11 protein-coding genes are annotated in these 13,764 nt (G+C 33.3%); 7 read left to right on the forward strand and 4 right to left on the reverse strand.

Going from position 1 to position 13,764, the window contains the following annotated elements; genetic code table 11:
- Positions 1-25 precede the first annotated feature (25 nt).
- Entirely contained in the window at positions 26-1,795 is a 1,770-nt protein-coding gene (gene typA, locus HGP29_RS02580) for a translational GTPase TypA (RefSeq protein WP_168880747.1), read from the reverse strand.
- Between the two features lie 278 nt (positions 1,796-2,073).
- On the opposite strand from typA, the gene HGP29_RS02585 reads away from it, so the two are divergent.
- Together HGP29_RS02585 and HGP29_RS02590 are read left to right on the forward strand one after the other, a co-directional pair.
- On the forward strand, positions 2,074-2,319 hold the full coding sequence (locus HGP29_RS02585) for a helix-turn-helix domain-containing protein (RefSeq protein WP_168880748.1): 246 nt from the start codon (positions 2,074-2,076) through the stop codon (positions 2,317-2,319).
- Between the two features lie 191 nt (positions 2,320-2,510).
- On the forward strand, positions 2,511-2,756 hold the full coding sequence (locus HGP29_RS02590; RefSeq protein ID WP_168880749.1) for a helix-turn-helix domain-containing protein: 246 nt from the start codon (positions 2,511-2,513) through the stop codon (positions 2,754-2,756).
- Between the two features lie 67 nt (positions 2,757-2,823).
- Here the strand turns inward: HGP29_RS02590 and HGP29_RS02595 are convergent, their stop codons facing one another.
- The 3 genes from HGP29_RS02595 to purD form a co-directional block, all read right to left on the reverse strand.
- Positions 2,824-6,057: a WG repeat-containing protein gene (locus tag HGP29_RS02595; protein WP_168880750.1), complete on the reverse strand. Its 3,234-nt coding sequence runs from the start codon at positions 6,055-6,057 to the stop codon at positions 2,824-2,826.
- Between the two features lie 88 nt (positions 6,058-6,145).
- The gene (locus HGP29_RS02600; RefSeq protein WP_168880751.1) at positions 6,146-7,264 is read right to left on the reverse strand and encodes a 5-(carboxyamino)imidazole ribonucleotide synthase; all 1,119 of its coding nucleotides are present in this window, start codon (positions 7,262-7,264) and stop codon (positions 6,146-6,148) included.
- Between the two features lie 86 nt (positions 7,265-7,350).
- Positions 7,351-8,622, reverse strand: a complete 1,272-nt coding sequence (gene purD / locus HGP29_RS02605) for a phosphoribosylamine--glycine ligase (RefSeq protein WP_168880752.1) — start codon at positions 8,620-8,622, stop codon at positions 7,351-7,353.
- A gap of 165 nt (positions 8,623-8,787) precedes the next feature.
- Between purD and HGP29_RS02610 the strand changes: the two genes are divergently transcribed.
- The 5 genes from HGP29_RS02610 to HGP29_RS02630 all read left to right on the forward strand — a co-directional run bounded on the left by HGP29_RS02610 (position 8,788) and on the right by HGP29_RS02630 (position 13,728).
- Complete coding sequence (locus tag HGP29_RS02610) at positions 8,788-9,684, forward strand: DUF5675 family protein (protein ID WP_168880753.1); 897 nt, start codon at positions 8,788-8,790, stop codon at positions 9,682-9,684.
- 909 nt (positions 9,685-10,593) lie between these two features.
- On the forward strand, positions 10,594-10,947 hold the full coding sequence (locus HGP29_RS02615) for a hypothetical protein (RefSeq protein WP_168880754.1): 354 nt from the start codon (positions 10,594-10,596) through the stop codon (positions 10,945-10,947).
- Between the two features lie 437 nt (positions 10,948-11,384).
- Positions 11,385-11,717, forward strand: coding sequence for a hypothetical protein (locus HGP29_RS02620; protein ID WP_168880755.1), 333 nt, complete (start codon positions 11,385-11,387; stop codon positions 11,715-11,717).
- Positions 11,718-11,911: 194 nt separating this feature from the next.
- Positions 11,912-12,910: a hypothetical protein gene (locus HGP29_RS02625; protein WP_168880756.1), complete on the forward strand. Its 999-nt coding sequence runs from the start codon at positions 11,912-11,914 to the stop codon at positions 12,908-12,910.
- A 155-nt stretch (positions 12,911-13,065) separates the two neighbouring features.
- Positions 13,066-13,728: a phosphatidylserine decarboxylase family protein gene (locus HGP29_RS02630; RefSeq protein ID WP_168880757.1), complete on the forward strand. Its 663-nt coding sequence runs from the start codon at positions 13,066-13,068 to the stop codon at positions 13,726-13,728.
- Positions 13,729-13,764 lie beyond the last annotated feature (36 nt).

Consider the following 13,764-nt stretch of genomic DNA (forward strand, 5'->3'; position numbering starts at 1 on the left):
GGCCTTATATTTTTATTGAAATATATTATTTCAATTTGATCTTACGCATACGGATGTTCTCAGGAGTTACCTCAACTAATTCATCTTCTCTAATGTATTCCATACATTCTTCCAAAGAGAATTGACGTTTAGGAGCAATCTTAGAGTTGTCATCAGAACCTGCAGCACGCATGTTCGTTAATTTCTTACCCTTGATTACGTTTACTCTCAAGTCCATTGGACGGTTAAATTCACCAATTACTTGACCTTCGTAGATTTCCTCTGTAGGGTCTACAAAGAAAGTACCTCTATCTTGTAGCTTATCTAAAGAGTAAGCTGTAGGAGTACCTGTTTGGTCAGAAATGATAGCACCATTTGTCTTAGTAGTCATTTCACCTTTGAAAGGAGCATACTCATGGAAACGGTGAGTCATAATTGCTTCACCAGCAGTTGCAGTTAAGATGTTATTTCTTAAACCGATGATACCACGAGAAGGAATTTGGAACTCTAAGTGTTGCATGTCACCTTTTGGCTCCATGATTAGTAATTCACCTTTACGTTGAGTCGCTAATTCAATAGCTTTACCAGAAACGCCTTCAGGAACGTCAATTACTAATGTTTCAATTGGCTCGTGCTTCACGCCATCAATCTCTTTGTATAATACTTGAGGTTGACCTACTTGAAGTTCGTAACCTTCACGACGCATTGTTTCAATCAATACAGCTAAGTGAAGAATACCTCGACCATAAACAATAAATCTATCTTCAGAATCTGTAGCTTCAATACGTAAAGCTAAGTTCTTCTCAGTTTCTTTGTATAAACGATCACGTAGGTGACGAGAAGTAACGAATTTACCCTCTTTACCGAAGAAAGGAGAGTTGTTAATCATAAACAACATACTCATTGTAGGCTCTTCGATAGCCATACGTGGAAGTGGTTCAGGGTTTTCTACTGTTGTGATTGTATCACCGATTTCGAAATCATCGATACCTACAATAGCACAAAGGTCGCCAGCTTGTACTTCAGAAACTTTTTTACGGCCTAAACCTTCGAAAGTTTGAAGTTCTTTGATGTGTACTTTTTTGATTGAACCATCAGCTTTAGCTAAACCAACAAAAGTTTTCTCTTTTAAAGTACCTCTTGTTAAACGACCGATAGCGATACGTCCAACGAAGTTAGAGAAGTCTAATGAAGTGATTTGTAACTGTGGATCACCTTGAGGTGATGGAGCTTCTGGTACAAGATCAATAATACCGTCTAATAAAGGAACGATAGAATCTGTCTCGTTTTTCCAATCAGTACTCATCCAACCATTTTTAGAAGAACCATAGAATGTTGGGAACTCTAATTGTTCTTCCGTTGCATCCAAGTTGAAGAATAAATCAAATACCTGATCATGTACTTCGTCTGGGCGACAGTTTGGCTTATCAACTTTGTTGATCACCACGATAGGTTTTAATCCTAATGAAAGTGCTTTACCCAATACGAAACGAGTTTGAGGCATTGGGCCTTCAAACGCATCTACCAAAAGCAAAACAGAGTCAGCCATTTTTAATACACGCTCTACTTCTCCACCGAAGTCGGCGTGACCTGGAGTATCAATGATGTTAACTTTAACACCTTTATACTCGATAGCTACGTTTTTAGATAAAATTGTGATACCTCTTTCGCGCTCTAAGTCGTTGTTGTCAAGAATCAGTTCTCCTGTTTCTTGGTTTTCTCTAAACAACTGAGCTGCGTGCAGCATTTTATCTACTAATGTTGTTTTGCCATGATCGACGTGGGCGATGATAGCAATATTACGGATACTACTCATGATAATTTTAAATGAACCCCCAAAGATAAGAGAATGATTTGAGTTTAATAGCTTTCTATCAATGTTATTAATATCTATTGTTGATAAAGTGTAATTAATTGTTGTTCATACAATTAAATATTTACAAACAATTAACAATGGAAATTTGCGAAATCGGTTGCAGAGATTGATATTTGTATCATCAGAATAACCTAAAATAGTAGAACCCTTTCACTTACAGGGATTTATCTACTACCAAGTGACAAAAATTTAATAACCTTTATAAATAACCAAGTACTATGTCAAGCGAGACGAAATATTCGAAGTTCCTTATTGGAATGTGCCTCAACACTGGCCAATCTTTACAAGCAATTGCAAAAAACTTAGGTATTTACACTAACCGAGATGAAATCAATGCATTAGCAACAAAATTAGAAGCAGAAGGTCTTGTATCTAGAATCGAACGTACAGCAAAAGAAACATATGTATCTCTTTCGAAAAAAGGTCAAACGTATGCTTCCACATTAATGGACTCTGCTATTTAATAGCTAGTTAGTTCTTTAAAAGATTTTATAGCACTCTGATATATTCAGAGTGCTTTTTTTTGCTCGATGGATAAATCCTTAATATATATCAATGGTTTTTTATTAATGCAACCGGTTGTGTAAATTTATACTAACCTAAAACAATTACTGAGATTCAGTATATTCTTATAATAACTAATACCAACACAGTCATGTCCAGAGAGATTAAATTTTCGAAATTCCTAATGGGATTATGCCTTAATACAGGCAGTACTTTCCAAGATGTAGCAAAAAAACTAGGTATCTGTGCCACTTCAGATGAAATTAATGTGTTAGCCGAACAAATGAAGCACCAAGGGTTGATCGGTGATGTTGAAAATCATGGATACGTCACAAAAGCAGATTTAACAGCTAAAGGTATTCAACAAGCTCAACACATGATGGAGTGGGCGAACTAAAAGAATTCACTTAATAACATAGCTTCAACTAAATGTATGCGGTCAAAAATTTAATTTGACCGCTTTTTTATTGAATTAACTTACTACCACCATTTTGAAAAGAAATGATTTTTCCATTTGGTGTAGAAATAATACCTAATGTCCAGTCAGTTAGTTCTTTACCATCTTGGTTAACTACTTTTTCCAATTGCTTAATATGAAAAGTAAATACTCCTTGATCATATTTTACCTTTTCAAATGTAATAGGGTTGAGGGGAGTTCCATCAAGCCCAATCATTCTCCAAGTACCATCATGGATTTTCTCGAAACCCATATCTTGTGATACATCACCCGTTAAAGAGACTACCTTTCGCTTATTACCGTACTGCTCAAGATAATTTTCCATTTGAAACTTAGTGAATCTCTTTTTGGTTGTGGTCTTATTTATTTTTCTTGTAAGCTCCCAAATTTCACCAGTCTTCACAAAGGCTACACCGGCGTTATTGTATGGAGTAACCTCATCAAACTTCATCGCATAGGCAGCTATACCATTAGGTAAAATATGGCGTTGATAGCCTGTACCTTTAACAATTCCTCTAATGCCATTGTAATCATAGAGTTGTTCATGGTCTTTAAGTTCTCCTACAGTTAACCCTTTCTTATTAATAATAAAATGATGATCAACTTCAGCTAGTTCACCTTTAAAGTCTAATGCTGTAGAGTACTTGATAGGTATGACTACTTTGCCATTTGCATCTATATATCCCCATTTATTTTTTGAGCATACTGCAGCTAAACCATTACTAAATTGTTTTGCATGGTTATAAGTAGGAGCAATAATCCATTTTCCTTTTTTATTGATATATCCGTACTTTCTCTCTTTAACATTCTTGCTGTCTTTTTGAGCGGGAGCCAAATCACCGGTAAAAGGACTAATCTTTTTGAATTCTAGCTTCACTAATATTTTTCCATTAGGATCTATAACACCCTGTAGTTTTGATTTTCCTTTTTTAGATACAATTGCATAATCACTACCAATGTGATGGTATTTGTAATCATCAATCTTTTTAAACGAAGGTTGAATTGGAGTAACTTTTAAGTTTGCTATACCCCAAGTGCCATCATTAGAAATAGAAAAAGAAGATGTTGAATCTTTTAGAAATTTAATGTTTTCTGTCCCTTTTAAAGGAGATGACTTTTTATTAATAAATGATGAAAGAGTATCGCCGTCAGCATTAATTATCCCCCAGAGCTTATCTTTTTGAGCAATAAACCTTTGATCATTAATCGGATAGAGTTGTTGGTAAACAAAAGGTGATTTGTGATTTCCTTGGTAGTCCAAGAGGCCTTTCTTACGGTTTATTGTACCGATAGATACACCACTACTATCTTCTGCTATTTTGTAGAACGATTGGTCAATTGCACTGAATTCTTCTGGTAATACCTCATCGCCATGATAATCAACAAAATTTATGTACTTATTTTTTGTTTCAACCATAGCTACTCCTTTATGAAGTGTCCAGACCTCAGAAAAGCCATCTGCTTTTATATACTTTGGCTCTAAAACAGTTTCTCCTAGATAGTTGATGTACCCTACTAGTTCCCCCTTTTTAAGAATACCTAGTCCTTCTTGTTTTTCCCATGCTCTTTCAAAACCAATGATATCAGTGTAGACAGGCGGGATGATAACAGTACCGTCTTCTTTAATGTATCCTTGATATTTAAAACCAATGAGGGTTATTCGATCTACAGGGTTATAGATTGGTTTTCTTTGTAGTTTTGCTATACCATTTTTGAAAGAAAGCATCTCATTCACCTTGATAGAAGGTTGGAATGCCCACTTTTTGGTTCTTAAATAACGACCCCATCTACCGTTTTCGAAAACATTAGCTCCTTTTTCGTCCAAGTAGATTTTTTCATATTTAAAATCTAAAATTTGATGCCCTGTTTTATCAAAAATTCCCCACCTGCCTGCAGTTCCAGGACCTTTTTTAACAGACATCCAGCCATTATTTAATTTTGAGACACCGTTGTATTCTATAGGAAGAATAATTTCTCCATTTACATCTATAGTTCCATATAGGTTATTTCTTTTTACGATAGCTTGTCCATCAGTGAAATCTGTGATCACTGAATAGATTGGTTTTACAACTACTTCAGCTTTATCATCGATCAAACCATATTTGTAATCTTTGGTACTAAACCAAGCTCTTTTTTCGTAGAAGTTACCAATGTTATTGAATGTATAGTCATTACCTTGAACAGTTGCTTGTCGTTTCACTGTACCTTTTTTGTTGATTAACTTGTCCCATAATGTATCAACAGAAATTCTAGCCCATTCAGATGAATTGAAATCACTAAGAACAATCTCTTTGAAAGTATCATTAAAAAGGGTCGTTCCTTTGGTCATATCAATTAAGTAGTTCATGTACACATCTTCACTTTCCTGTCTTCGAGCAACGGATAGGTTAGAGTTGGGATCGTATTGAACGAAAAAGAATGATTTGCCACCCATGAGAATTTTACCATTGGGAGCAATTAAATATTTTTCATTTTGTACATCTACCCAGACAGGTTGAACAGGAGCATTGTTTATTACTTTATTGATTTCAGCACTTAAATACAATTCTTTTTGGTAACGTTTATAGTCAGTGTCTTTGTTGAAGGATTTTTCATTGATGACCGTACCTGACTCCTCTATTGTGAACCATTGAACTAAAGGGCCGCCTTCAATTCTACATATGATATGATTATTATCTAAAAACTCAACTGATTTAAATTGAGGAGAAACCTGCTCTTCTCCCTTTAGGTTAAGAAAGCCTTTCTTATTATTACTTTCAGTGATATATATATGTTGCTTTTTTTGGATGTCATCGAATTTCGGAGAAATAATAACTTCTCCATTTTTGTTGATGAGACCTACTTTATTTTTATGGAATACCTTTAAATAAGAACCAAAAGGGGATATAGAATAGTAGTTTTCTTTGGTCAGTTTTTCTTGTTTTTGATTGATTAATGAACATCCTTCACTATTCCAGATGACAAATAAGTTATGATCAAGAACTTCTAATCTTTCGTATACAGGAGGAATAATTTCTTTCCCTTTATTATCCATCAAACCTGTTTTATTATCAAAACCAAAACGGTAGAAAGATCCTTTTAGTATTGGAGTGATATATTGATATTTAGGTGAGACAATTTCGGAATTATCTTCAGTGACTAACCCCCATTTTCCTTGGTCTGAAACAGGAATAAGTGATTGAGCAGTAATGTAAAAAGGGAAGATTAGTATATTTAGTAGTATTAGAAGTGGCTTCAACATAATATCGTGATTTTATATCATGAAAATAGTCGAAAGTCATGCCAAAGAAAAAGGGAGATGGACTTTTTATGGTCATCTCCCTTTTAATTTATGCAATCACTTTAAAGTGCTTCTTTACTAAATCAACTTTTTCTAAAAGTTGTTCTTTTGTTTCGGCAATTATGGTGATGTGTCCCATCTTTCTTTCAGGCTTCGTCATCTGTTTATCATACAAATGAATATATACTCCAGAGATAGAAAGAACTTCATCGACACCTTCATACTTTGCAACGCCAGTGTATCCTTTTTCACCAAGAACATTTACCATGGCTGATGGAGATCTTCTAGCAGTATCTCCTAAAGGTAAATTTGCTACCGCTCTAATATGTTGATCAAACTGAGAAGTAATATTTCCTTCAATTGTTTGATGACCAGAATTATGCGTTCTAGGTGCAACTTCATTGACAATGACATTTCCTTCTTGATCTACGAAAAATTCGATGGCAAGTAATCCTATGAAATCTAACTTTTTCACAAGATCGATGGCAATTTCAGTCGCTTTATCTTCAATTTCTTTAGAAATGGTTGCTGGCGATAGAAGATAATCAACAAGATTACTTTCATGATACACTACCTCAACAGCTGGGAAAGTATTGATCTCACCTTTTTCGTTTCTAGCAGCGATGATAGATATTTCCTTATCGATATCTACCATTTTTTCAAAAACTGATGGTCCGTCAAAACCTTTTTCAAAGTCAGTCTCAGTGCGCATCACTTGTACACCTCTACCATCGTAACCACCTTTACCAATTTTCATTACTGCAGGTAGTAAGTCTTTATGCTTTACCAACTCTTCTTTGTTTTCAACTAATACAAATGGAGATGTTGGAATGTTGTTTTCCTGATAGAATTGTTTTTGAACTCTTTTATCTTGTATAAGAGCAATATGTTCTGGTTTAGGGAAAACAGGAGTACCTTGTTTCTGAATCTCAAGAAGTGCATCAGTATTGACATTTTCAATTTCTATAGTAACAATGTCAACATCTTTTGCAAATTCTAATATTGTGTCGTAATCATTTAAAGATCCAACAACAAATTCATGAGCAACTGCCTTACAAGGGGCATTTGGGTCTGGGTCTAATGTTTTGACATGAATGTTGAGATTCATAGCAGATTGAATCATCATACGTCCTAATTGACCACCACCTAAAACACCAATCTTTTTCATAGTGATAAGTAAAAATTGAAAGCCACCTAATTGCAATATTGTGTTGAACTAAGTGGCTTTGTAGTTTATATTATTGTCGTATCAAATTAAAGATCGAAACCAATATCAGAACGGAAGTACTTCTTGTCGAATTGTACTGTTTCTGCAGCTTTGAATGATTTAGCTAATGCTGATTTCATATCCTTACCTTTACCAGTCATTGCAATAACACGTCCGCCATCAGTGATAACTTCACCAAGTTCACTAAACGTAGTACCTGCATGGAAAGGAGTTACATCATCTAAATTATCTAATGCTGTGATTTCTTTACCTTTTTGGTAAGCTTCAGGATATCCACCTGATACTAACATTACAGTAGTAGCAAAATCAGAGTCAATTTCTAAAGAAGCTTCGTCTAATCTTCCTTGAGCTGCAAGGTCTAATACTTCTAATAAGTCTGAATTGATTCTTGGAATAACAACTTCAGTTTCTGGGTCACCCATTCTTGCGTTATATTCGATAACGTATGGTTTACCATCTACTTTAATTAATCCAAAGAATATAAAGCCTACATAATCAATTCCATCTTTTGCTAAACCATCAATAGTTGGTTTCACAATAGTCTTATCGATCTCTTGCATGAAGTCAGCATCAGCAAATGGTACTGGAGAAATAGCTCCCATACCACCAGTGTTAAGACCTGTATCACCTTCTCCAATTCTTTTGTAGTCTTTTGCTTCAGGTAAAGTAACATAGTTTTTACCATCAGTGATTACAAAAACAGAAAGTTCAATACCGTCTAAGAACTGTTCTACCAATACGGATTTACTTGCTTCACCGAACTGACCACTCAACATTTCTTTAAGGCTGTTTTTAGCTTCTTCAATGTTATCGATAATCAATACACCTTTACCAGCTGCTAAGCCATCTGCTTTTAAAACATATGGAGGCTTTTGCATTTCTAAGAATGCATAACCACTTTCTAAAGTTTCTAAAGTAAATGTTTTAGATGCACCAGCAGGGATGTTATGACGCATCATGAACTTTTTAGAATAGTCTTTACTACCTTCTAATAAAGCACCTGCTTTTTTAGGACCAATAACTTTTACATGAGATAATTTATCATCCTCCGCAAAATAATCTGCAACACCTTCTACAAGTGGGGCTTCAGGACCAACAATAAGCATGTCGATACCTTCTTCCAAGACAAATTGACCTAGCTTTGAAAAATCAGTAACTGAAATACTGATGTTTTGAGCAACTTCTGCAGTTCCAGCATTACCTGGTGCAGCGTACAGTTTCGTGAGCTTTTCACTTTGGGAGATTTTCCACGCTAAAGTGTGCTCTCTCCCTCCGGAGCCAAGAATGAGTACTTTCATCTCTTGTTTCTTAGTTGTAAGTATGTCAAAAAATTTCTGCAAATATGCTAAAAAAAAAATCGATTTGATAGTCGTTGCTTGTTTTTCAGAGAGTTGATTTAATAATTCAGATATTTTAAGTTACTTATATAAGAGAATTCAATTAATTAACTTCAATCTAGGATAATGAAAGCAATTTTAAAACGTACCAAGTTCCTGGAATTGCAAACCCAAGGAAAATTTGAACTTTATAATAATGATGATGAATTGGTATTTTCATGTGATACATTGGAACTACCATGGAAAGACAATCAAAATAGAATTTCCTGTATTCCATTGGGAGAGTATAAAACAATTCCGAGAACACATGGAGCTTATGCCAATAGAGCTTTTCATGTACAAGAAAAAAATGGAGGTGAGGTGAAAGGAAGGAGTCACATTCTTATACATTCAGGAAATTTCTTTACAGATACTAAAGGGTGTATACTATTAGGTAGAGGATTTCATGATATTGCCTTAAAAACGAAAAAGAGGGAAATTCAAAAAGATGGAGTGATGGACCTGCTAAATTCAAGGCAGACAATCTCTGAATTATTAGAATTATCTGATGGGTTTGAATTATCTGTTCAAACCGACGAAAAGGTAATAGAGAAAAAATCAAATTCTAGAATAAAGATTGACTTTATAAAAGAAGGTGAAATAGCCTATGTCAATGTAAAGTCAAAATTAAACCTTAGATCAGAGCCAAATACTGAAAGTCTTGTAATAGACCAATTGGTAGATGATACTCCATTATTAATAAAAGAAGATTTAGGAGAGTGGATGAAAGTCGCTACTTTAGGTGTTGAAGGTTGGTGTTTTGGTGAGTATATAAGTCTGATAGATAGTAATTTAGGTGTTGTTTCTGTAAATTCTGGAACTTTAAATATTAGAAGTGATTGCCATGTTAAGGCATCTAAAATTTTGGAAAAAGGCCTAAATAAAGAAGAAAAAGTGGAGATTTTAGAAAAAAGAGGAGACTGGTATCGAGTGAAAGCTAGAATAGAAGAAGGTTTTGTGTTTAACGAGTTTTTAATTAGATAAATTTTGGTATTCATCGAAAGATAAATATAAATTATCGTAGAAATGTAAATAACTTTAAATTAAAATTTGTTTAAGTGCAAAAAAAACACTTCTTTAGTGTTGTAGTCAAAAATAACAAAGCAAAAACATTCTCTTAAATAGAGAATCTAAAAATATTCGATTAGTTGGAAGTTTGTTTGTTAGTTTAGTTTTAGTGAAAAGAACCTGTGAAATTCGCAGGTTCTTTTTTTGTGTATGATAATTTGTTAATTATCTGATTTTATGTAAATTACAAGAACCTTACACCACGAACAACAATAACAGATAAATCAGACATGACAATTACTTCAACTAGAAAGCGCTTTTTTTCTGTTTTTCGACAACCATGTAAAAGCCACTACCATCGGTCCTTCAAAAAACAAGCAAATCCTCCAATCGAAAGATTAGAGATTTCGACTTCCAAGATGAACACAAAGTTTTATGAGTTTTATCTTCAACTAAGAAAAAGGAAAAAGCAAGTGTCATTTCAAGAATGTATCGACGAAATGTCACAAGAATTAAGGATTTCACCTCAAGAAATTCAATCAAGGATTCAGGTGAATCGATAATTATGTCAAATTAGAAAAAAACAGAAAGCAGTAATCTATATTATTAGGTTACTGCTTTTTTTAGATAATTCTTAGAATAATAGATTGGATTTAGGAACTATTTCTGTCCTACATAAAAAGTTCCCTCTAGTTGAGAAAATACAGAAAATAGAAATTAATAATATAAGAATATAAAGTTTGTTATTGGATTATTTTTATATGTATCGTTTCAAAGGGGGGTAAATGTTGGACATTTGAAATATTTACAACTATTTGGAAACAGAAACAAAGACACAATGTCTTTTATCTTTTGTCTATCTGCTAAGTAAAAACCGTATTAATTATGATCTTATTACATCAAATTTCATTGGAAGGAGAATTGAAATATTCTGATATAAATACTCCAGTATTCTTGAAGGTATCTTATAAGAATAATCAAGTAAGATATGAAGTTGATGCTAATGGAGAATTATTAAACGAGGATGAAAGAAATACCTTATTAATAGTAGGAATAGATCAATTTGTTGAAACACGAGTTTACGAAACATTCTTGACATTTAGGTCAGAAGGTAATTCTGCTACAGTCCAAGATTACATTGATGCTTTAACAACAGAAATACCAGCAGACATGGTATATTCTAAATTGATGGACTTAGCGATCTTTAACGAAGAAAACTTAATGAGGGTAGCGTCTTAAAAATGTTATATTTTTTTATTACGTACTTCATTTCAAAAATATTTTCATAACCCAATTACTATCTTATATTTTTATTACTCTTATTACCTACAAAAAATTAGTTGGAAGTTTGTTTGTTAGTTTAGTTGAAAAAGAGCTTGTTGGTATGCAGGCTCTTTTTTTTGCATTTACTATTTAGCACTATACTTATTTGTTAAAAGGTCAGGAACTTGTATTTTTTTACTACAAAACACGTTTAAAAGTAGTGTTTGAGGGGTTGATTGGATTTAAAAAAGAATGCTGTTTATAATTTAAATAAGTAGTTTTTGTATTTTTCTAATAAAATGGAATTATTATATAAAAAATGTTTGCTTAACGCTTATCAAATTATTTGTTTGCAAACATCATATTATTAGTAAATATTACTTAATAACCTATCTCAAATAAACGTAACCTGTATGATTATCAAATACAACTTCAGAATTGAAGAAAATTCGTCCAAAACTTCTACTGTAGGTACTTTGAAAATTACAACTGATAAAGTTGCTTCACCTATCTATGAATTAGTATCAAATGCAGATGCTACTATCGAAATCAAAGACGTTTTAAAGCAATATTCTGAATCAAGAATTTTTGAAATTTTTAATCAGGCAAGAACTGAAAATACGTATTTAAGTTCTGATGATTATTTGGATATACTTAAAAATGAAGTTCCGGCTTCATTAGCACAAGATGTAATTAATGAAATGCAGTCTTTCATTGAATATGATAATGTAAGACAAGCATCATAAAAATATTAGATTAGTTGAAAGTTTGTTTGTTAGTTTAGTTTAAGAAGGAAAGAGTTTTCGAATTTCGAGGACTCTTTTTTTATTTTCTACCGTTAAATATCATTTTCTCTTACGTATATTTGAAACTTGATAAAAATTGCACAGTAGTTGTATACAACTAACAGATAATCTTCATTTTAAATTGTTCAGTTCTAATGTTATCCAAAATAACTAGAAATACTTTTACTTTTTTTGTTTTCTTTTTGCTGTTGTCTTCCTCGTCAGTAATGGGGCAGTATGCCAAATGGAAAGTGGGTTTTGGAGTACAATCTGAACAAATTTTTGCCAAGAATTGGAACAATACCTTATATCAATTCAATACAGAGAATGCTATGAATATACCTAAACTCGGTTGGGGTTGGGGGTTCAATTTTAATTCTGATTACGAAGTGATAGAAGGATTAGCAGTTGGTTTGAGATATGGAATGTCAACTTACGATTCTAAAACAGAATATCTAGGAGAGGAAGTCAGTCTTACGACAAAGTTTCATGATATTTCAGTTTATGGTGATTTCTATATATTGAAATTTATTCCTAACTCTTTTTTACCACACATTAAAGAGAGTTTCTTTGTTAGAGTAGCTCCTACTTATCATAGTCTAAATGCTGAAACGATTTTTCCAGATTCTTTAAGGGTATATCAATCTGAGAATATAACGATTGATTCAACTAGTTTTGTTGGCGTAGAAGGTACCTCTGGATTTGGTTTAAATCTTGGTGTGGGATATACTCAGTATGTTACTGATAGGATCAGTATAACAGGAATGCTGAATATGGATTACAGCTTCGGACATAAAATTAATGGATTGTCTGATACTTATTTGGGAACAAATGACCCTTCAAGAGAAAGTGCTTTTGTTACAAGACTTTCTGCTGAAGTAAAAGTAGCGTATACTATTAAACAAAAGTTGCCTTTATGTCCTATTAAATCATGTCACATTCAACAGGAGCATAGGCATGCAGTGTTAGGAGGAGCGACGGTAAGAGGTAATAAGTATAGCTTAAGGCAAAACCAGAAATATGGAGATAAACATAGAGGACAGGTAGAGCCTAAGAAGAGGAAAAAGACAAAAACTGAGAGGCAACAAAAACGCATTCAGAATAAAGAAAAACGCAATCGTAAACGAATTAGGATATTCGGAGCCGGTCATTAATGAAAATTTACACCGGAATTGATTTTTTTATCATTGAAAAATTTTATTTTTGGGACAAATTAAATTTCCGGATACTTTGCCAAACAATTTTTGCGGAACACTAAGTTTGTTTTTAGAAGTATCGGGAACTAGTATTGTTCATTTTAAACACATTCATGACTATACATAAAGAAGGACATTCACTACTAATTAGCTTGTTAATTATTCTTGGGGTCCTAAACGCACCTTTGTACTACTATATACCACAATTTGGTATCTGGCATGGAATCGCATTAACTGTCAGTGTAATATTTTATTTATTGATTCTACAGTTTTTCAGAAACCCTAACAGAACAATTCCACAAGGAGAAAATTTAGTTATTGCACCTGCAGATGGTAAAGTAGTAGTGATCGAGGAGACAGAAGAAAATGAATACTTTAAAGATAAAAGGATTCAGATTTCGATCTTTATGTCACCTTTGAATGTTCACTTAAGTAGAAATCCTATTTCTGGAGTATTGAAATATTTTAAATACCACCCAGGAAAATTTCTAGTAGCATGGCACCCGAAGTCAAGTACTGATAATGAGCGTACAACTTTAGTAACTGAAAACTCTAATGGTGTTCAGGTATTATTTAGACAAATTGCTGGAGCATTAGCAAGACGTATTCGTTGGTATGTGGATGAAGGGGATCAGGTGAATCAAGGTGAAGAATTTGGTTTCATTAAATTTGGATCAAGGATAGATGTTTTTCTACCATTAGATTCAAAAATCAATGTCACTTTAGAGCAGAAAACTAGAGGAGGAGAGACAATCATTGCAGAGTTACCTCAATAGTTATTGAAAGTATTAATTAAAAAAGCACTTCATATT

Origin of the sequence: Flammeovirga agarivorans (genome assembly GCF_012641475.1) — a bacterium.
Taxonomy (GTDB): Bacteria; Bacteroidota; Bacteroidia; order Cytophagales; family Flammeovirgaceae; genus Flammeovirga; species Flammeovirga agarivorans.

Excerpts from the sequence above, each read along its gene's own strand:
- typA (WP_168880747.1), bottom strand. The coding sequence starts at position 1,795 with ATGAGTAGTATCCGTAATATTGCTATCATCGCCCACGTCGATCATGGC.
- HGP29_RS02585 (WP_168880748.1), top strand. The coding sequence starts at position 2,074 with ATGTCAAGCGAGACGAAATATTCGAAGTTCCTTATTGGAATGTGCCTC.
- HGP29_RS02590 (WP_168880749.1), top strand. The coding sequence starts at position 2,511 with ATGTCCAGAGAGATTAAATTTTCGAAATTCCTAATGGGATTATGCCTT.
- HGP29_RS02595 (WP_168880750.1), bottom strand. The coding sequence starts at position 6,057 with ATGTTGAAGCCACTTCTAATACTACTAAATATACTAATCTTCCCTTTT.
- HGP29_RS02600 (WP_168880751.1), bottom strand. The coding sequence starts at position 7,264 with ATGAAAAAGATTGGTGTTTTAGGTGGTGGTCAATTAGGACGTATGATG.
- purD (WP_168880752.1), bottom strand. The coding sequence starts at position 8,622 with ATGAAAGTACTCATTCTTGGCTCCGGAGGGAGAGAGCACACTTTAGCG.
- HGP29_RS02610 (WP_168880753.1), top strand. The coding sequence starts at position 8,788 with ATGAAAGCAATTTTAAAACGTACCAAGTTCCTGGAATTGCAAACCCAA.
- HGP29_RS02615 (WP_168880754.1), top strand. The coding sequence starts at position 10,594 with ATGATCTTATTACATCAAATTTCATTGGAAGGAGAATTGAAATATTCT.
- HGP29_RS02620 (WP_168880755.1), top strand. The coding sequence starts at position 11,385 with ATGATTATCAAATACAACTTCAGAATTGAAGAAAATTCGTCCAAAACT.
- HGP29_RS02625 (WP_168880756.1), top strand. The coding sequence starts at position 11,912 with ATGTTATCCAAAATAACTAGAAATACTTTTACTTTTTTTGTTTTCTTT.
- HGP29_RS02630 (WP_168880757.1), top strand. The coding sequence starts at position 13,066 with ATGACTATACATAAAGAAGGACATTCACTACTAATTAGCTTGTTAATT.